17 protein-coding genes are annotated in these 19,451 nt (G+C 50.5%); 7 read left to right on the top strand and 10 right to left on the bottom strand.

Features of this window, described 5'->3' with window-relative positions; genetic code table 11:
• Nucleotides 1–105 precede the first annotated feature (105 nt).
• Nucleotides 106–1,449: an MFS transporter gene (locus GU926_RS07880; RefSeq protein ID WP_198001474.1), complete on the top strand. Its 1,344-nt coding sequence runs from the start codon at nucleotides 106–108 to the stop codon at nucleotides 1,447–1,449.
• A gap of 502 nt (nucleotides 1,450–1,951) precedes the next feature.
• Here the strand turns inward: GU926_RS07880 and GU926_RS07875 are convergent.
• The 5 genes from GU926_RS07875 to GU926_RS07855 all read right to left on the bottom strand — a co-directional run bounded on the left by GU926_RS07875 (nucleotide 1,952) and on the right by GU926_RS07855 (nucleotide 7,810).
• Nucleotides 1,952–4,228, bottom strand: coding sequence for a LysM peptidoglycan-binding domain-containing protein (locus GU926_RS07875; RefSeq protein ID WP_160690676.1), 2,277 nt, complete (start codon nucleotides 4,226–4,228; stop codon nucleotides 1,952–1,954).
• Between the two features lie 196 nt (nucleotides 4,229–4,424).
• Nucleotides 4,425–5,069 (bottom strand): O-methyltransferase, encoded by a 645-nt coding sequence (locus GU926_RS07870; RefSeq protein ID WP_160690674.1) that lies wholly within the window; start codon nucleotides 5,067–5,069, stop codon nucleotides 4,425–4,427.
• Between the two features lie 223 nt (nucleotides 5,070–5,292).
• Nucleotides 5,293–5,781 (bottom strand): hypothetical protein, encoded by a 489-nt coding sequence (locus GU926_RS07865; protein ID WP_160690672.1) that lies wholly within the window; start codon nucleotides 5,779–5,781, stop codon nucleotides 5,293–5,295.
• A 92-nt stretch (nucleotides 5,782–5,873) separates the two neighbouring features.
• The gene (locus GU926_RS07860) at nucleotides 5,874–6,248 is read right to left on the bottom strand and encodes a hypothetical protein (RefSeq protein WP_160690670.1); all 375 of its coding nucleotides are present in this window, start codon (nucleotides 6,246–6,248) and stop codon (nucleotides 5,874–5,876) included.
• 320 nt (nucleotides 6,249–6,568) lie between these two features.
• Nucleotides 6,569–7,810 (bottom strand): M16 family metallopeptidase, encoded by a 1,242-nt coding sequence (locus GU926_RS07855; protein ID WP_232058467.1) that lies wholly within the window; start codon nucleotides 7,808–7,810, stop codon nucleotides 6,569–6,571.
• A 257-nt stretch (nucleotides 7,811–8,067) separates the two neighbouring features.
• On the opposite strand from GU926_RS07855, the gene GU926_RS07850 reads away from it, so the two are divergent.
• The 4 genes from GU926_RS07850 (at nucleotide 8,068) to GU926_RS07835 (ending at nucleotide 11,180) form a co-directional block, all read left to right on the top strand.
• Entirely contained in the window at nucleotides 8,068–9,309 is a 1,242-nt protein-coding gene (locus tag GU926_RS07850; RefSeq protein ID WP_160690666.1) for a DUF2254 domain-containing protein, read from the top strand.
• A gap of 516 nt (nucleotides 9,310–9,825) precedes the next feature.
• On the top strand, nucleotides 9,826–10,104 hold the full coding sequence (locus tag GU926_RS07845; protein ID WP_160690664.1) for a hypothetical protein: 279 nt from the start codon (nucleotides 9,826–9,828) through the stop codon (nucleotides 10,102–10,104).
• An 81-nt stretch (nucleotides 10,105–10,185) separates the two neighbouring features.
• A complete protein-coding gene (locus tag GU926_RS07840) occupies nucleotides 10,186–10,644 on the top strand; it encodes a GNAT family N-acetyltransferase (protein ID WP_160690662.1) in 459 nt (152 codons plus the stop codon).
• 59 nt (nucleotides 10,645–10,703) lie between these two features.
• Nucleotides 10,704–11,180 (top strand): DUF6438 domain-containing protein, encoded by a 477-nt coding sequence (locus GU926_RS07835; protein WP_160690660.1) that lies wholly within the window; start codon nucleotides 10,704–10,706, stop codon nucleotides 11,178–11,180.
• A gap of 52 nt (nucleotides 11,181–11,232) precedes the next feature.
• Here GU926_RS07835 and GU926_RS07830 read toward each other — a convergent pair whose 3' ends face one another.
• Nucleotides 11,233–12,360: a glycosyltransferase family 4 protein gene (locus tag GU926_RS07830; RefSeq protein WP_160690658.1), complete on the bottom strand. Its 1,128-nt coding sequence runs from the start codon at nucleotides 12,358–12,360 to the stop codon at nucleotides 11,233–11,235.
• A 148-nt stretch (nucleotides 12,361–12,508) separates the two neighbouring features.
• Nucleotides 12,509–13,960, bottom strand: coding sequence for a S8 family serine peptidase (locus GU926_RS07825; RefSeq protein WP_160690656.1), 1,452 nt, complete (start codon nucleotides 13,958–13,960; stop codon nucleotides 12,509–12,511).
• Between the two features lie 267 nt (nucleotides 13,961–14,227).
• On the opposite strand from GU926_RS07825, the gene GU926_RS07820 reads away from it, so the two are divergent.
• Both GU926_RS07820 and GU926_RS07815 read left to right on the top strand, forming a co-directional pair.
• Nucleotides 14,228–15,517, top strand: a complete 1,290-nt coding sequence (locus GU926_RS07820; RefSeq protein WP_160690654.1) for an aminopeptidase P N-terminal domain-containing protein — start codon at nucleotides 14,228–14,230, stop codon at nucleotides 15,515–15,517.
• Between the two features lie 116 nt (nucleotides 15,518–15,633).
• Nucleotides 15,634–17,172, top strand: coding sequence for a TolC family protein (locus tag GU926_RS07815; RefSeq protein ID WP_160690652.1), 1,539 nt, complete (start codon nucleotides 15,634–15,636; stop codon nucleotides 17,170–17,172).
• Between the two features lie 104 nt (nucleotides 17,173–17,276).
• On the opposite strand, the gene GU926_RS07810 is transcribed toward GU926_RS07815, so the two are convergent.
• The 3 genes from GU926_RS07810 to pyrR all read right to left on the bottom strand — a co-directional run bounded on the left by GU926_RS07810 (nucleotide 17,277) and on the right by pyrR (nucleotide 19,353).
• The gene (locus GU926_RS07810; protein ID WP_160690650.1) at nucleotides 17,277–17,690 is read right to left on the bottom strand and encodes an STAS/SEC14 domain-containing protein; all 414 of its coding nucleotides are present in this window, start codon (nucleotides 17,688–17,690) and stop codon (nucleotides 17,277–17,279) included.
• A gap of 183 nt (nucleotides 17,691–17,873) precedes the next feature.
• Nucleotides 17,874–18,797: an aspartate carbamoyltransferase catalytic subunit gene (locus tag GU926_RS07805; protein WP_160690648.1), complete on the bottom strand. Its 924-nt coding sequence runs from the start codon at nucleotides 18,795–18,797 to the stop codon at nucleotides 17,874–17,876.
• On the bottom strand, nucleotides 18,784–19,353 hold the full coding sequence (gene pyrR, locus GU926_RS07800; RefSeq protein WP_160690646.1) for a bifunctional pyr operon transcriptional regulator/uracil phosphoribosyltransferase PyrR: 570 nt from the start codon (nucleotides 19,351–19,353) through the stop codon (nucleotides 18,784–18,786). The genes GU926_RS07805 and pyrR overlap by 14 nt, the downstream gene beginning before the upstream one ends.
• Nucleotides 19,354–19,451 lie beyond the last annotated feature (98 nt).

Genomic DNA, 19,451 nt, shown 5'->3' with positions numbered 1-19,451 from the left:
AACGCTTGGCTCTATCTAATGCATTCCTGGCAAATTCTACCGCCCAACTCAACTAAAAACGGCTGGCGGTACGTACACCTTTCTGGCTTATCCCGCTTTTACATTATGGCAGAAAGTATCTCCAACGTCCCGCATTCTAAGATCAAGGAAATGTTCAGGGCCTTGCAATACCGCAATTACCGCTTGTTTTTTGCCGGGCAGGGCGTTTCTCTTATTGGTACCTGGATGCAGCAGGTGGCCATGAGCTGGCTGGTGTACCGCCTCACAGATTCTGTTTTTCTGCTGGGCATGGTCAGTTTTGCCAACCAGATTCCTTCTTTCTTGCTGGGTCCGTTTGCGGGCGTCATTTCTGACAAGTTTAACCGGCACCGCGTGTTGTTGGTCACCCAGTTCCTGTTGTTACTGCAAGCCAGCCTTCTGGCCTATCTGGTGCTTACAGATGCCATCACCATCACGCACATTCTGGTGCTGGGCGCGTTTGCCGGCATTGTGAACGCCTTTGACATGAGCGCGCGCCAATCTTTAGTGGTGCACCTGGTAGACCGCCGCGAAGACGTGAGCAACGCCATTGCGCTCAACTCTTCCATGTTTAACATGGCGCGGCTGGTGGGACCGTCGGTGGCGGGGGCGCTCATTGCCACCGTGGGCGAGGGTATCTGCTTTCTCATCAACGCACTCAGTTACCTGGCTGTGCTAAGTTCCTTGTTTCTGCTGCGGCTGCCGCCCATGACCAGGTCTCTGGACAAGGAAAACGTGTTCAAGTCTTTGGGCGAAGGCTTTTCATACGCCTTCGGGTTTGCACCCATCAGGACCATCCTGCTGTTGATAGCCTCTTTGAGCTTGTTTGGGATGCCGTTTAGTGTCTTGATGCCCGTTTTTGCGCGGGATGTCTTGCACGGCGATGCCAGCACCCTGGGCCTGCTCATGGGCGCGTCTGGGGTGGGGGCGTTGTGTGCCGCCTTGTACCTGGCCTCCCGAAAGACGGTGCTGGGCCTGGGCAAAGTCATTGTGGGTGCGTCTGTCTTGTTTGGCGTGGGCCTCATTTTCTTTTCCTTCTCACAAACGCTTCTGCTTTCCCTGGTCTGTATTTTCTTCACGGGCCTGGGCATGATTCTACAGATGGCGTCCAGCAACACGTTGTTACAAACCATTGTAGACGATGACAAGCGCGGCCGGGTCATGAGTTTTTACTCCATGGCGTTCATGGGCATGGCGCCCATTGGCAGTTTGTTGGCCGGCTGGGCCGCCGAAAAGTACGGAGTCCATTACACGCTCATGGCCTGCGGGATCATCTGCCTGCTAACCATTCTGCCCTTCGCCCTGATGCTGCCTAAACTGCGCTTGTTGGTACATCCCATTTATCAACGGCTAGGCATTTTGCCCGAAATTGCCATCGGGTTACGGTCTGCGTCCCAGCTGGCTACCCCTCCGCAGCAGGATAAGGTGTAAGTCGTTTTTGGCTTGTTTTCTGGGAAATAGGCTAAAAACGGTAATAGCGTTTGCTACATGCAGATTCCCCTTTGAAGGGGGACGATGGGGGATGTTTGCACCTGCAGATATTATTGCCAAAGAAGACAATGCGCAGGAGACAAGGCGATGCCGTTGTCTCTACATAAATTTCATTTCAGTCCTTGGTCTGTCTCCTGACAGACCGACACGCATCTCCTCCCTACGGTGATTTGTTGGCAGGCACACCTCGGTAACCCGCACTGGTTTCGCGGTGCCCGCGAGGGTAGTCAGGAGACTACCCGGCATGCCTAGTCACGAGTCTGGAGACTCGCGCCAGTTATTTGCCGTCTCTTCATCACCAATTCCTGATCCTAACCTTCTCCTTGAGGAGGCAGCGGCTGCGCTAATGCGTTTTTAGCCTGTTTTATAGGAAATAGCCTAAAAACGCATCGGCCAGACATTTTTAGTTGTCTGGCCGATGCGTTGAAGTGAAAGAGTACGCTTAGTTGGATGCTACCTTCGGCTTAATAGTCAGGTTCTCACCCAGGCTCACGTTAAAATCAGCTTTGTTGTTCCATTCCATGATTTCTTTGATGGTTACGCCGTACTTGCGCGAAATCTGGTACATGGACTCGCCGGCGGCTACTTTGTGGGTAATGGTGCCACTGGCAGTTTTTACCGGTTCTACAAGAGGAGCAACTGTTGCAGCTGGCTTGGTTTCTACCGCAGTCACTTCTTCTGAGGGACCTATTACCACCAACTTCTGCCCGATGGACACCGGGCTGTTGTCTGTTAGGTTGTTCCACTCTAACAGGTTCTGGATGGTGATGCCGTATTTGCGGGAGATGGAGTAGAGGGTTTCGCCGGCTACTACTACGTGTTCACGGGCGGCGGCTTTGGCTTCAGAGGCAGTCATCACGGGAGAGGATTTTGCAGCGGCCTCCGCAGAGATAGGTCCTTTCAACGACAATTCCTTGCCCACGGATAATGGCCCGCCGTTCAGGTGGTTCCAAGTCTGCAGGTTCTCCATGGACACGTTGTACAGCTTAGAGATGGAATACAGCGTCTCGCCTTTCTGTACCACGTGAAAAGAGGCGCTGTTTACCGGTGCTGTTGGTTTAGCTGGAACTGCAGATGTAGTAGTGGTGGTAGTAGCAGACGTCAAAACTTCTCTGCCGTTCACCTCTGGTGATTTTACCTCTATTGGTCTTTCTGGTTTGTTCGCGTCTGCTCCCATTTGTTTGGTGGGGTACAACACGGCATTGGTGGTCACCGTGGTGGTGACTACTACACTGTCTACGGGTGCTGGCTTGGGTGCAGGAGCATCGCCCTTCACTACGGCCGTCATGCCCAAGGTATCTTCTACCATTACCGTTATGGCACCTTCCTGCGGCCTGGCTGGTATAACCGTGGTGGCAGGCTTTTGGGCAGGAGTTGCTGTGGAAACCACTGTTGGCGCCACGTCTTCGTTCAAATGTCTGATTTCAACTGGAATGTTGCTTGGACGATTCTGCTGTAACCAAAGCACGCGGCCCACCAAAAGGGCTTCGTTCTTTTTCATGCGATTTTTGCGCAACAGGTTGCTGAGCTTCATGCCGTATTTCTGGGACACATCATGCATGGTTTCGCCGGTGCGGGCCACGTGGTAGTCTGTGTCTGACTTGCTGCGCTTGGCTTGCAGGTAATAGGTGCGGCCCGGCACAATCTCGTCAAAACTGCGCATGTCATTGTACCGCAAGAAGCGGCGGGTTGGCATGTGCGCTTGCAAGGCCAGCACGTCTTTGGTGTCACCTACCTGCGCGATGATGGCTTTGAGGCCGTTGGTTTGGGTGAACTGCGCGCGACGCCCAGCTACTTTGGCTTCCAGTTCTTCCTTACTTTCTCTGCCGGTAATGGACTCGGTTAAATCCTTCAGCTTCTGCAATGGTCCGCTTCTTTGGTTGTCCTGCGCCAGCACGCCTGTAGTGGCTGAGCCATTGAACACGGGCACCATCACGTAGTAGTCTTTGTCAGCGGGTACGGTAGAGGCCAGAAGCCACTTGTTGTATTGCTCTAGTTGACCAGCTTCTACCTGGGCGGCCATGGCAATCTCGGTGAGGCTCTGGCCCGAGGAAACCTTCATGGGCTGAAGCGCCAAGGTTGGCTTCGGGTTTCTGCCGATGGCGTTCTCATAGGCCACTTTATGCGCCAAAAACGTCAATAAATAGCGGTTGGTCTGTGAAGTCACGTCCATTTCCTTCACCCCAATGTCTGAGGTTTTGGTGAGGGCTTTGGTGCCGGTCAGGCCTTGGTAGTAGGAGAGGAGGGTGTTAAACCAGTTCTTGTAGTAGTTGTTACTGCGGTGCAGGTATTTGGCGGCGCCTCGGCTGGACTCAATGATGTGCTTGCGCTCATCTACTTGCGAGTTCACGCGCACACCTAGCTCTGTAGCTGAAGTTTCTTTGAACTGCCAGAAACCCACGGCATTGGACGTGGACACGGCATCAGACACTAAGCCGCTCTCTTGCAGGGCCAGGTATTTAAAATCAAGGGGCAGGTTCTCTTGTTTGAAGGCCTGCTCAATGTGCGGGAAATACGCGTCAGCCAGTTCTACCTTCTTCTGGAAGTACCCCGGGTGTTTGACCAAGCCGTCCACAATCTTCTGAATCTCCACGCGCGCGTCTTCCTTGATGGTCAGGCGCATGTCTGCGAAATGGATAGTGTAAGGGACGATGGGGTTTTGGGCTTGCGCCGCCAGCGTGAAAAGGCAAAGCAGAAGGAGAGGGAATAGTTTTCTCATCTTCATAAACTGGGTTAAATCGTACTTGCGCACTTGGTGGGTGAGCCTCTTGTGATACTGGAATTACATATAGCTAAATTGCTATTTAGTAAACACTTGCAAGGCAGGCTCCTGCTACAAAGTAGGCGATTTTGAGAGGGGAAAGGAAAGAACCGGGCGGTAAAATTTTTCCACCCAGTTATCCACAAAGGAAAATTTACTTTTTGCGGGCTACCAAAATGCCGTCTCTAATGGGCAAGAGCAGGTTCTCTACGCGCGGGTCTTGATACACCAACTGATTGAAATCCAGGACCATCTCGGTGTCCTTGTCCAGCTTAGGCCTGAACTTCTCTACCACCTTGCCGCTCCATAACACGTTGTCTGCCAGAATGAAACCGCCCGGCCTTACTTTGTCCAACACCATTTCATAGTACAGCGCATTGCTTTTCTTATCAGCGTCAATGAAGACCAAATCCCAGGTTTCTTTCAGCTTTGGAATCACATCTGCCGCCTGCCCAATATGCATCTGAATCTTCTCTTCCAAGCCAGCCTGAGCGATGTAACTGCGCACCATATCCTCCAGCTCATCATTCACGTCAATGGTGTGTAACACGCCATCCTCTGCTAAACCTTCGGCTAAGCAAAGCGCCGAGTAGCCAGTATAGGTGCCAATCTCGAGAATTCGTTGTGGCCGTAGCATCTGTGAAATCATAGCCAGCACCCGTCCCTGCAAGTGCCCCGATAGCATGCGCGGTTTCATGACGTTCAAGTGCGTCTCGCGATTAAGCTTGCGCAACAGGTCAGATTCTGGCGAAGTGTGCGCCTCGGCGTAGGCTTGCAAGTCTGGGTCCAAAAAATCCATTTTTGTCAATTACGAATTAAGAATTACAAATTAAGAATGGCGAAAAGTAGAATTTAGAGAAGTTCGTTTTTGGCTTGTTTTGGTGAAAATAGGCCAAAAAAGGGTTTGAAAAATTTACTTGTTTGTAATGAACCTGTTTAATATAGAAGGGCTAACGGTCTCGTGTAAACAGCGTGCGAGGCCGTCGGCCGAGGTGACGTTTATACCTTGTTGAATGGCCTATTTATTCTATTTTCTTTAAGGTCTTTTTAACTCCAGAGCTACTTAGCAATACTAAGCGTGTCTTCGTTAACTCTGAAACGGCTTCTTCTTCACTTTTGGTTAGGTAAGTCTTTAACAAAGTCAGATTCCCATTTTTTATTTTTAATCGAAGGTGTGGTTGGTCTTCAATTATTTCCAAGACTTTTGAGTTTGGAACAAAATTCAAATTTACTTTCTGCTCTCCGTCGCCATATTCATCAAATATCATTTCTATTATGTGATACCCTTCCTTAGACTCTGTTTTGACTAACTGACCATCTATATATGTATCGGTTAAGACTTTTCTGCCATAGGGGCGTTGAGTCATTTTTAAGCTATCAAGCTCAATAACTTCTACTATCCATTTTCCAGATAGCTTCTTTGATATCTGTTTGATGCTTGGCTCTTCTGTTGCCTGTCCTAACGCAACCAGTGGAAGTAAAAGAAGAACTAAAAGTAATTTTAGATTCATATTTCATATGCCATACAACGTCTCTGCTAAACGACGGACGAGGCCGTCGGCCGAAGGCTGACGTTTAGGTTTTGTTGTAGCTAGTTTTTATTTTAATCATTTGGCAATTTCCCTTCTTTCCATTCTGTGAAAGTCACATGGCTATTCCACTCAAGTTCACAGCTTTCATAATTAAAAGACCATTCTATCCAGTAATTTTCTTTCTCGGTATCATACATTCCGTCCAATTGGATTTGTTTTAATTCTTCATCAATTTCTGTGTTGGCTACTTCTTGGCATGAATTCACAAAATCAATCGGATCAGTTAGCGGTCTCCATTTTGCTCCGTCAAAATAAACTTTGAATTTTTCTTTTGAAATTCCTTTAATGGTCAATTTAGTTTTACCTAAAATCAGTCCACCTTCATTGAAATTCTCCAATTTTGCCCAATCAAACGTTAATTCAATATCATTTCCTTTCCGCTCCACATTTTCAAAATGAGAGTCGTGTAAAGATAGGCGTTTGATATTTGTGCTAATTTTAAATGGATTCAGATTTTTTTTTCAAATTGGCTACAACTACCGGATAAACGTAAACATACGCTTATCTACACTGTGTGCGCAGTCTAAACTTACGTTTTACCTCCTGTATTAGCATGTAAACCGTATGTTTTGCTTCTTAAGATACTATGTATTCGCTAGACTTATAAATAGTAGAATACCGTTTTTGGCCTCTTTCCTAGAAAACAGACCAAAAACGATTCTGAATAACTTGATCTTACTATTAATTCTTAATTACTAATTATTAATTAATTAGGTATGTATTGCAAGAAGCTCAGGTTGTCTTCCCGGAACGTGTCATTGGCGATGTCCAGCAGGTCCTTGGCTTCAATCTTCTTGATTTGGTCGAAGATTTCGTTAAGGGTCTCAATGGTGTCCAGGTCCAGAATGCTCTTGCCCATCATCATCATGAGGCCCATGTTGCTTTCCTCGGCCATGGCCAGCTGTCCCATCAATTGTTGCTTGGCCGTATGCAACTGTACAGAGCCCATGGGTTTCTCACGCAACTGTTTCAGCTCTTTCAAAACTAAGCCAACGGTGCGCTTCAACTGTTTCTTCTCCGTCCCGAAGTATATCCCGAACATGCCGGTATCCACGTAGGTAGAGTAGTTGGCGTCAATGGAGTAGACCAGGCCGTATTTTTCGCGCACGCCCATGTTCAGGCGGGAGTTCATGCCGGGACCGCCCAGAATGTTCACCAGCGTGAAGAAGGTCAGGCGGCGCGGGTCCAGTAAGGAGTAAGCCGGACAACCGATGATGCAGTGCGCCTGCTGGATAGGCTTTTCAGAAACCAGCGTCTGGGCCTGATAGCCGGTAAACGGTGTGCGCTCGCGGTTTCTGGTCTGGGTAGGGATGTCGCCTAAGTATTTGTTGGCCAGTTTCAGGACCTTCTCAAACGGCCAGTTACTCACCGAGCAGAACACCAGTTTATCGGTGCTCAGGTTGCGTTTGATGAAGGCCTGGAAGTCTTCGCGCTGGAAACCGCTCACGCTTTCTCTTGTGCCTAGAATATTGTTGCCTAGCGAGTGGTCTTTGAATACCACAGAGTCAAACTCGTCAATGATGGCGTCTTCAGGGGTGTCCAGGTACATGGCCATCTCCTCCAGAATCACGCCGCGCTCTTTCTCAATCTCCTTGCCCGGAAAAGTAGAGTTAAACGTGATGTCTGTGAGCAGTTCAAAGGCCTTCTCAAAGTGGTTCTCCAGCACCGAGGCGTAGAAGCTGATCTTCTCTTTGGTGGTGTAGGCGTTCAGTTCGCCGCCCACGCTCTCCAGGCGGTTAAGGATATGGAACGACTTCCGTTTTTGGGTGCCTTTAAAGGCCATGTGTTCCCAGAAATGCGCCAGTCCCAGTTCATGGGGCAGCTCGTCACGGGAACCGATGTCCATCATAAAGCCACAGTGGGCAATCTTGGTATGCGGCACCTGCTTGTGCAACACGCGTATGCCGTTGGGTAAGGTATGAATATGGTAATCAGGTAGCTTGGTCAAAGTCAATCTGTTTTATCAAGGATAAACCTGCCTGCCAATGGTTTGTTTCTAAACCTCGGCAAGTAGCCTGCAAAGGTACGGAGGAAAGATGTGAAAATGAGAAGATTTGGAAATTTGAAAATGGCACAGCAATATCTGTGTAGTAATGTTTGAGAGCAGGCGTTTTTGGCGTGTTTTCTGGGAAACAGGCCAAAAACGAGAGGAATGACAAGTTGCCTTTCTTGAACCCAGTCATCTTTACCCGTATATAAAGACCTATGAAGGAACGATTACGCACGTACGCCCGCCGCTTTTACACCCGGCTAGTGTCCAGCATAGCTTTTTACCCGGCGGTGATTGCGTTGGCGTTTTTGCTCATCTCTTACCTCATGCTCAACATTGACTTCTCTGAGTACGGAAAATCTTTGAAAAGCCGCTGGGATTTTCTTACCCTAAAGGACGCTAGCACCGCCCGTACCATTACGGCCACCATTGCGGCCGGTATTCTGTCGCTCACGGTGTTCAGCTTCTCCATGGTGATGATTCTGCTCAACCAGGCGGCCTCCAACATGAGCAACCGCGTGCTGGACAGCATGATTGGCAACCGGTTTCAGCAGTGGGTGCTGGGCTTTTACATTGGTACCATCGTCTACGCGTTGTTTTTGCTGAGCACTATCCGGGACATTGACTCTGGCGTGCTGGTGCCGGCGCTGAGCGTGTACCTGCTAATTTTCCTGACGGTGGCAGACATCTTTCTGTTTATCTATTTTCTGCATTACATCACGCAGTCGGTCAAGTATGATGTCATCATTGACCGCATCCATAAGCAGACTATGCAAAAGTTAGAGGAAAACCGGCCTGCAGCAGGAAAGGCATTCCCCCGAGCTGTTCCCTCCCTCATGCCCGTCCATGACGTAAAGGCAGAAGCCTCAGGCTATTTTCAAGGGTTCAATCAGAAGGCGTTGGTAAACTTGTGCGCCCGTCATGGGTGGCAGGTGTCCTTCCTTTTTCCGGCGGCCAGCTATGTGTTGGCAGGCGTGCCCTTTATGCAGGTGCACGCACACCAGCCCATCACAGAAGAACAGGAAAAGGATCTCAGGCTGTTGGTTGATTTTTACAGAGGAGAGGCTATTCAGATAGACGCGTACTATGGGTTTAAGCAGCTGGTAGAAGTAGCCTTGAAAGCCTTGAGCCCCGGCGTCAACGATCCTGGCACGGCGGTGCTCAGCTTGCAGGTGCTGCTAGACCTGCTGTCCTATAAAGCGAGCCACCCGGCAGCATCCGTCATAGCCGATGACCAAAGCGAAGCTCGCATATTCCAGCGGCTGAAGACCTTTGAAGAGACTTTTGAAGAAACCCTGCTCCCCATCTGGGACTATGGCCAGAACGACCGGATTCTACAACTAGAAATGAAGAAGCTGTTGCGGCAACTGCAAGACCAAACCGCCGGCCATGAAAACAACGCTTGTATTCTCTCTCTGTTAAACCGGGTAGAGGAGAAGGTGCAGGAGAAAGCGTAGCGGCTGGATCAGTGATTTGGTAAAAGCGAAACCTTTCTTGTTGGTGGCTCATGGAGAGCTGTTGCCTGGGCCAATGCGTAGAGAAAGAATCACGAAGGCCTAGATTATGGCGAGTTTTGCGCAGCCAAGGGATTGGCACTTTGCAAGAAGTGGGCGCTGTACTCCTGGAAACCGAAGGTAACCTGAGTGTCATCTAAAAAGTTGAAAATTTCCAAGCCCCCGTTTTTAAAGACATCATCTTGTCAAAGGTCTAGCTTTAGTTACATCTTTTGGTGTTTAGGTGAAAAAGTCTCACCTCTGCCTCAGCTAAATTTATGGACTGCCCAAAGAAATTTTTGCTGTACTTAGGTACATACATTAATTTTGTGACTGAATATAAAATGGCCTTTTAGGCAGTTGGTAGCTATGGGAGCATTGGCGGGTGTCATGCTGATGGAGATAGAAGGGAATAGACTTATTGCTAGTTGGCCCAATTTAGAAAGCGTTAATTCGCCTGAGTTTTTCAGGTCTTTTGTCTTGCTTTTCATAACCATCAGGGAGAAGAACATAGAAGATGTGATTTTGGACTCTGGCCAGCCGAAAGGAGGAACAGTGTCTGAATCGGTCATGAACTTTGGGATAAAGATAGCGCCGCATACCGCCCTAAAACGCATCGCCCTGCTTGAATCCCCCGACTTCCACTGGGACAACAACCTCCTGCAGATCTTCGCCTACTTGCAAACCACTTTCAGCCTCCCCTTAGAATCCCGGCTCTTCCCTTCTAAATCTGACGCCCTGGCCTGGCTGAGTGCCTGATTTCTCTGGTGCTTTGATTAGAACTTCATATGTGGTTTTGGCAGATACATGTACATTAGGAAAAATACCTGTTAATGACCCATGCATCTCCTGAACCCCAACGTACCCCCAATAGACACTATCTCACCTTCTGACTATCAAGAACTTACTGCCGTCTGGGAAGCCTCTGTGCGCGCCACCCATCATTTTCTGGAAGAAAAGGACATCCAGTTCTTCAAGCCGCTTATCCTAAACGAGTTTCTAGCGCAGTTGGAAGTACGCTGTGTGCGGGAGAATAGCAAAATCTTAGGCTTCGTGGGTATAGCCGACGGGAAGGTAGAAATGTTGTTTCTGCACCCAGATGCCAGGGGAAAAGGCATTGGCAAACAACTGCTCCGCTACGCCATTTCAGAATTGAACGCCACCGAAGTAGACGTGAACGAGCAAAACGACAAAGCCGTGGGCTTTTACCTGCACAACGGGTTTGTAGTTGAAAGTCGCTCAGAACTAGATGGCATGGGCAAGCCGTTTCCTTTATTGCATATGGGGTTGAAGAAGTAGCTTGGCTAATTGACGAACAGGTTATGGAAAATGAAGGATTTAAGCGTCTTTATTATACTATGAAAAACACTTTCTGCTTCTTACTGCTGTTCCTCCCGCTTTCTGGTTGTAAATCTTCTGTAGAACCGGAGCAGATTAAGTTTGGGGCAAGTATTTGTTTCGGGTCATGCCCTGTTTTTACAATGGACATCAAAAGGGATGGAACCGCAACCTATAATGCCATACTGTATAATGATGTAAAAGGACAGTATGAGACGGTAGTAAAAAAACCTCAATTGGACAGTTTGTTTATTCTTGTAAATAAGGCTGATATCCTTTCTTTAAATAATGAATATGAGATAGAGTCCACAGACCACCCAACGTATCATTTAAATGTTAAACTAAAGGATGGTCAGGTAAAGGCAATAATCGACTATGGGCCAAGTGGTCCCGATGAATTACAAGAGGTGTACGATTTTATATTTATTTTAAGGAAATCGCAGGATTGGAAAGAAAGTAAATTAATTGATACCACTGAGCCATGGCCAAAGTACTAAGGACAAGTATTGAATAACTTTTCCTTGTAAAACAGTAATCAATAATCAGCAATTAACAACCAAGCACCTGCTCATACACGCCGTGCAGTTGCGGAATGGTCACCTCAGGCCTGAACGTCTGCGCATGCTCCAAGCCGTGCTGCACCATTTCTTTCTGTAGGTCTGTATTGCCCAACACCTCTTGAATAGCCTGTGAAAGTGCTTCTACATCTGTAGGGGACACATACTTAGAAGAGGCACCACCTGCTTCTGAAAAACAGGAGCCGGTAGAGGTAATCACAGGTACGCCGCTGTTCAAGGCTTCCACAATAGGAATCCCGAAGCCCTCAAACACAGAAGGATATACAAACAGCGTGGCCAGTTGGTAAATGATGGGCAGTTCCTGGAACGGAATGTAGGGCAAAAACAGCACCTTATCCTGCAGTTTGTGTTTGCTGATGAACGCCTCCATCTCCTGGTAATACTCCGTCTTGCGGCCAATAAACGCCAACGGAATCTGGGCGCCGGCGGCGTGCCAGGCCTTAAGCAGGTGCAACTGGTTTTTACGGCGCTCCAAAGTACCCACGCACAGAATAAACTGACTAGGCAGTTGGTATTTCTGCTGGACGGCGTTTTTGGCCTCTTTTCCAGAAATCAGGTGAAAAACGGGGTCGCAGTCCTGGTAGATGACCTGTATCTTCTCCTGCGGCACCCCGAAGAATTCCTGCAGGTCCTGGGCCGTCTGCACACTAATGGCCACTATCTGGTGCGCCGCGTCACAGGCCGCCTTGAACTTCTTCTTGTAAATGTAGCGGTCAACGGTGGGGTACAGCTCCGGGAATCGCAGGAAAATCAAGTCATGGATGGTGACCACCAGTTTGGTGTGGTTGGTGTCCAGACCGTAAGGCAGTTCATTGCTGAGCCCGTGGTACACCTGCACGCCGTGCTTGACCAGCGCCGACCGCAACCCGAAGGTCCGCCACAAAGAAGAGACGCGTTTCCCAAGGCCGTCGGGTTGGATGATCTGGGTTTTAGCCACCTTCGGGAAGAAGCCCTTGAACAGGTCCTTCTGCTTGGGCGTGAACAAGGCATACTCATCCTTCGGGTAGAAGGCCATCATGCCAGAAACTACAAACCGGCTGTAATTGCCCAAACCCGAGGTATTGGTAAAGGCACGCTTGGCGTCAAATCCTATCTTCATGCTACCTGCAAAATTGAGGAAAAACTTAACGCATAGCAATTTTCTTAGGGCAAATAGAAGATTGCAATTGATGTGATATACTTAGTAGAAACAAGCCCATATCCGTTTTTGGCCTGTTTTCCAGAAAACACGCCAAAAACGGATATTTTTATTCCCACACCACTTCCAACACATTCTCCCCAAACTGAATGGTGGTATGCGTCTCACCAGTCATGCGTTTGAGTAGCAGTATAGTGGTGCGGACAGACAATCGTTGCTGGGTGATGACCTGCGTGGCAGATTTCTTTCTAAACAGTACAATGCCGCCTTGGCCAACCACCTTCCAATCTTTAGGCCGCTTAAAGGAGAACTGGTTGCCAGAGGCTTTCATAATGGTAGGAGCTGGAAAAACTATCGTAGAGTCTCTGGCTAATTGCAGGGCTTTTTCAGCGTTGGGCACGCCGTATCCAATGTAGTTGTTGCCGTGGGGATAAAGATGCCCGCTTCGTTTTAAGATTTGAGTGAGCTGTTGGGCAGACAGATGGGGGTTCACCTGCAAAAGACAAGCCGCCAAACCCGTGACCACAGGCGCAGTAAAAGACGTCCCGAAGGCTGAGAAGCAGGCCAGGTCTGGTTTCACAAAGGGCAGAAAACCCGGCCCGATGCCGCTATAGCCTTGTTTGATCCAGGAGCTGTAATCCGTCGCGCCCACGGTCAAGACCCCTGCCGCATCTGCCGGGGTGTTCAAGAACTGCCAGTTCTTCTTGCTACCGTCGTTGCCCGCCGAAATCACCAGACACATGCCTTTCTCTTGCACGGCCATCTGCGCGGCGCGGGCAATGAAACTGCTGCCGTCCATCTGCTCGGGCTTGTAATTCTCTTCTGCCTTGTCAAAGCCGGTGCCGTAGCCCAAAGACGAATTCACCAGGCGCACGCCCAGGCTGTCCAGCCATTCTAGGGCGCGCACAAAATGCTCTTCCTCCATGCGGTTTTCGCGGCTGCCGTGGTCGGTGCGGGCCAGGTAATAGTCGGCCTCGGTGGCCAGGCCCACTTGCAGGTTGTGTTTTGGATTATAGCCGGCCAGGCATTCCAGCACCTGGGTGCCGTGGTTGTCCAGAAAGGATTCTTTGTAGGTGTAAGGCTTGCCGGCGGCGGGGTTTACAAAATCGCGGTAGCCGCGCACATGGTCTTGGTTGAACAGTCTCTTCAGGCTGGCTTGTTGGGGCGCTTCGTAAAAACCCACGTCTATCACGCCCACTTTCACGCCTTTGCCAGTGAGGCCCTTCTCTCTAAATTTTTGGGCATTGATTTGGTCCAGCACTGGCAAAACTTCGTCTTTCTTCTTTGACCTAGAAGCAGCCTGAAAGTAACCGGTAATAGGAGTGACCTGTTGCACAAAGCATTTCTGGCGGAGCAGTTCTGCCTGGCAAGAGGTGGCCTCAACGGCGGCCGCGTTCAGCCATTTAGAGACAGCGGTAATTTGGGCGCCAGACCTCCGGAGGCTGTCTAAATATGCTTGATGTACGGGGGCGTCAGACAACTGGCGGGCAGGCAGGCCTTGCTGCTGGCGCTGTTGTTGGGCGGCGGCACTTATCCAGGTTGCGGCGCTCTGGTCTGTCATCGGCTTGTCCTGGAAGACTACCCAATACCGGTTTTGGCCCACCGCGTTCAAGGAGAGCAGGCTGCAAATGGCAAAGAGCCATAAAAAAAATACTTTAATGCAATTGCCCACCGTTACTATATTTATACAGGCCCGTAAGCCTGCAAATTACCGTTTAAAATCCTACATTTAAGCCTGTAAGGCCGGGCCGTTTTTACGTTGTTTTCTAGAAAAGAGCCTAAAAACAGATTCGGTCGTCAGGATGCCAAACCCAACCAGACAAACGCCATGAAATACGAAGCCCTCGGGAAAGACCTCTTCATTCACAACCGTAAAAAGTTTACCGAGTACATGAAGCCCCAGTCCCTGGCGGTTTTCCATTCCAATGACGTCATGCCCACCAACGCAGACGGCACCATGCCCTTTAGGCAGAACAATGACCTGCTGTGGCTCTCTGGCATTGACCAGGAAGAAAGCGTGGTCATCCTGTTCCCAGACGCCCGCGAGCCGCGCCTGCAAGAGATTCTTTTCATCAGAGAAACCAATGACCACATCCTGACCTGGGAAGGCTATAAGCTCACCAAAGAGCAGGCCCGCGAAGTCTCCGGCATTGAAACCATCTACTGGACGCATGAGTTTGACTCCATCCTCAACTCCCTGATGGCCTACGCCGAAAACGTCTACCTGAACTCCAACGAACACCTGCGCGCCGTCATTGAGGTAGAAACCCGTGATGCCCGCTTCATCAAAAAGATAAAAGAGCGTTTCCCGCTACACAACTACTGCCGCAGCACGCCGCACCTGCATTACCTGCGCTCCATCAAACAACCCCGTGAGATTGAGATGATGCGCATGGCCTGCAACATCACCGAGAAGGCCTTCCGGCGCTTGCTTAAGTTTGTGAAGCCCGGCGTGATGGAGTATGAGATTGAAGCCGAAATTGCCCATGAGTTCCTGCGCAACCGTTCCCGCGGACCAGCCTATGGCTCTATCATCGCCTCGGGGGCCAATGCCTGCATTCTGCACTACGTAGACAATTTTAGAGAGTGCAAAGACGGCGATGTGCTGTTGATGGACTTCGGGGCGGAGTATGCGAATTACGCCGCAGATTTGACCCGCTCCATCCCCGTGAATGGCACGTTTACCAAGCGCCAGGCCAATGTCTATAATGCCGTCTTGCACGTCATGAATACCGCTAAGCAGATGTTGGTACCGGGCAACACGCTAGACCAGTATCATAAATTTGTGGGCAAGGTGATGGAGAACGAACTCATCAAGCTGGACCTGCTCAACGAGAATGATGTGCACAACCAGAACCCAGACGCGCCGCTCTACAAGAAATACTTCCCGCACGGCACCTCGCACTTTTTGGGCTTAGACGTGCATGACGTAGGCGACAAATACCGTCCGTTTGAGGCGGGCATGGTCTTTACCTGCGAGCCAGGCATTTACATTAGAGAAGAAGGCCTGGGCATACGCCTGGAGAACGATTTCTTGATTACCGCCGGCGGACCAGAAGACTTGATGGCCAACATCCCGCTGGAACTAGAAGACATTGAGCGGGAGATGAAGTCCTAACAAGCAAGGTTGATTCTTCCGTTTTTGGGCTGTTTCCAGTAAAACAGCTCAAAAACAGATGTCCTTGCTTATCAGAGTTTTAAACGAATAGCTTACCAGATTACCAGTACCCAATTGTGAAAAAAGTAGCGATCAGCGGAAGCGTTATTCCCTGGCTTTGTACCATCACCCTGCTGTTGTGGGCTTCGGGGGCGAGTGCCCAGAAGAACAAGAAAACCTTGCCCCAGGAAGAGGAAGACCCCAACACGAAGCGGTACAGCCTCACCGACGTGGTGCGCATGGCCAAAGAGCAGTCGCCCAGTTACCAGCAGGCGCTCACCACCCTAGAAAACCGCACCTGGCAGTTCCAGACGTTCAAGAGCAACTACCTGCCGCAGCTCATGTTGCACGCCACGCTGCCAGACTATACCAAAAGCATTGACCCGGTTTTGCAGCCAGACGGCAGTCTGCAGTTCAGGCAACGGGATATTTCCACGTCCTCGGCGCAGCTGGCCCTGAGCCAGAACATTGGTTTCACGGGCGGCGTCATTTCTGTCAATTCCTATCTGCAGCGCATTGATGACTTTATGGCGGCAGAAGGTGGAAAGTCGTACGCGTCCAACCCCGCCAACATCACGTTCAGTCAGCCGCTTTTCTCTTACAACGGCCTCAAGTGGGATCGTAAGATTGAGCCTTTGAGGTTTGAGGAGGCCAAGCGCGACTTCTGGGAGGACATGGAAGACATCTCTGTGAGGGCCACAGACTTGTATTTCTCCCTGCTGCAAAACCAACTCAGCTTTGACATTGCCCAAAAGAACGTAGCCAACAATGACACGCTGTTTAAGCTGGCGCAGGTGCGTTTCCAGGAGAACCGCATTGGCGAGAATGAACTGATGCAGCTGGAGCTGAGCCTCTTGACCTCGCAGCAAAGCCTGGAACAGGCCAAACTGGACATGGAGATCAGCGGACTAAGGCTGAAGGTGTTTCTGGGCCTAACTGATGACAGCCCCATTCGGCTCACCACTCCAGATGTGATTCCGCAGTTTGAGGTAGACGAGGAGTTTGCCCTCACGCAGGCCCACCAGAACCGCGCCCGCATGATTTCCTTGCAACGCGAAGAATTAGAGGCCGCCCGCAACCGCGCCCGCGCCGAAGGAGAGGCCGGTGTGAACGCCAACTTGTTCTTGCAGTACGGCCTCACCCAGCAATCCAAAGAAGTCTTGGAAGCCTACCGTGATCCTTCTGAGCAGCAGCGCGTGCGCATTGGCTTTAGCGTGCCCATCATGGACTGGGGCAGAACCAAGTCCAAGCTGGGTACCGCGCGCGCCAACCAGAAGCTGGTAAAGGCCAACCTTGAGCAGCAGAAAGTGAACTTTGACCAGGACGTGTACCTGCAGATTAAACGGTTTAAGATGCTGCGCGATCAAATGAAGGTGGCGCACCGGGCAAATGAGCTGGCAGAACGCCGTTTCCAGGGAGCCAAAGAACGCTACCTGAATGAGAAGATAGGACTGCTGGAACTGAACCAGGCCACCTCAGAGCGGGACTCGGCGCGGCGCGGCTACGTGGGCTCCCTGCGCAATTTCTGGAACGCTTACTACAACCTCAGGCTGCAGACCCTCTATGACTTTGAGATGAACGAGCCGCTCACCTTGCCACTTCCTTATACCGGATAATACCCCCGTTTTTGGCCTGTTTTCCAGAAAATAGCCCAAAAACGCTGAAGCCCCGACCAGAGAGATCTGACGGGGCTTCAGCGTTTTTAGTGGTGAAGGATAGCTTAGTTGGTGGTGTATTGTTCCTGCAGCCAGCGCTTGGCGGCCTCCATATCATCAAAGCATTTAGCCTCAAACGCCATTTGTTCTTTGATGAAGGTATCTGCTGAAGTCTCCCCGAAGCTTTGGGGGCTGGATAGCATGGCAATTCTTTTCAGGCCGGCCTTGGCGGCAGACGGAGCCCACTCCTTGACCACCCAGTCCATGGAATGGTTCCAGGAGCCTACAATGGAGCGAGTGTCATTCAAGACGCAATGGAAGCCCGCCTCCGCCAGAGTTTTGGTATAGGCCAAAGCGCCCGTTTTCACGTTTTCCTCCGTCAGGTAACCCACCCAATTCACGTAGATCAGCTTATTTTCAGCATCCTTTTTTATAGTAAGGTACACCTTCCCGAATGGGTTGACCAGTTCTTGAATCATACAGAAACGTTTTTCCTTGTCTGGGTCCAGACAGCGATTGTTTTCAAGCAGACGTTTCTGGCAGGGGTGTTGGTTCCGGTATTCCCAAATATTTAGGCAGTAAAATCTACCGGAAAAGAAATGCCGTTTTTGGCCTGTTTTGCGGGAAACAGGCCAAAAACGGCATTTGTATAAATGAGTAAGTTATCCGCGGCTGGCCAGTAGGTACAGCACCGCCATTCTAATGGCTACACCGTTTTCCACCTGGTCCAGGATGATGGAGTGCGGAGAGTCTGCCGCGTCTGAGGTAAGTTCCACGCCGCGGTTGATGGGCCCCGGGTGCATCAAGACAATCTCTTTGTTGAGCTCGTCCAGCATGCGCCGGTTAATGCCAAAATACATGGCGTATTCGCGCAGAGACGGGAACAGCTTGCCGGTCTGGCGCTCCAATTGAATGCGTAGTACGTTGGCCACGTCACACCATTGCAGGGCTTCCTTCACGTTCCAGAAGATCTTTACGCCCAATTCGCCAATGTGCTTGGGCAAGAGGGTGGGAGGCCCGCAGACGGCTACCTCGGCACCTAGTTTCTGCAAAGCAAAGATGTTGGACAGCGCCACGCGCGAATGCATGATGTCCCCAATGATGGCTACTTTTTTGCCGGTCACCTGGCCCAGTTTCTCCCTGATGGAAAAAGCGTCCAGCAAGGCCTGGGTGGGGTGCTCATGGGTGCCGTCGCCGGCGTTGACTATGTTGGCGTTGATCTTGCGGGACAAGAAATGTGGGGCACCGGGGCTGCTGTGGCGCATCACAATCATGTCTACCTTCATGGCCAGAATGTTGTTGACGGTGTCTAGCAGGGTTTCGCCTTTCTTGACAGAACTGCTAGAGGCCGCAAAATTGATCACGTCTGCCGAGAGGCGCTTTTCTGCCAGCTCAAACGAAAGCCGGGTGCGGGTGGAGTTCTCAAAGAAAACGTTGGCAATGGTCACATCGCGCAGCGAGGGTACTTTCTTGATGGGCCTATTTAAGACTTCCTTGAACTGGTCTGCGGTTTCAAAGATGAGCTGGATATCCTGCTCAGTGATGTCTTTGATGCCCAACAGGTGCCGGACGCTAAGCTGTTGCATGAGGTTCTTGGTCTGGGGTTTTGGTAAGAAGCCAGATGGCATCCTGTTCTGAGTCTGTTCCCTGCCAGGCCACTTCCACGCGCTGCGAGTGCAGGGAATTGACCTTCTGGCCCACGTACGTGGCTTCTACCGGCAGGTCTCTGGTGTATTGGCGGTCTATCAACACCAATAATTCTACCTGGGCGGGTCTTCCATAGGATATCATGGCATCCAGCGCAGCGCGTACCGAGCGGCCCGTGTAGAGCACGTCATCCACCAGAATCACGCGTCTGCCTTCCAGGGAGAATTCTACCTTGGTGGCGTTGGGGGCGAGCGGGGTGGAGCGGCGTCTGAAGTCGTCGCGGTGGAAGGTGATGTCCAGGTAGCCGGTTTGCACCGTCACGCCCAGAATTTCCTGAAGGGTGGCTTGCAGGCGGTCTGCCACAAAGATGCCGCGGGGCTGCAGGCCCAGAATCACGGAGTTGGAGAAATCACGGTGCGTCTCGATCAGTTGGTGCGCCAGGCGCCGGATCATGATCTGAAACAGAGCGTGCGGAACAATGAGACGTTTGTGCATAGTCCGGGTTTTGGGCAAAGATAAACACTTCCCGTAGGTAGCACCTATCTTATGCAAGTATTTCTGTCAGGAAAATGTTGGCTTTATATCTGGTTGCT

This window comes from Nibribacter ruber, from assembly GCF_009913235.1.
Taxonomy (GTDB): Bacteria; Bacteroidota; Bacteroidia; order Cytophagales; family Hymenobacteraceae; genus Nibribacter; species Nibribacter ruber.
Note: the sequence above shows the minus strand (reverse complement) of the source record. Positions and strands in the feature narration are given on the sequence as shown.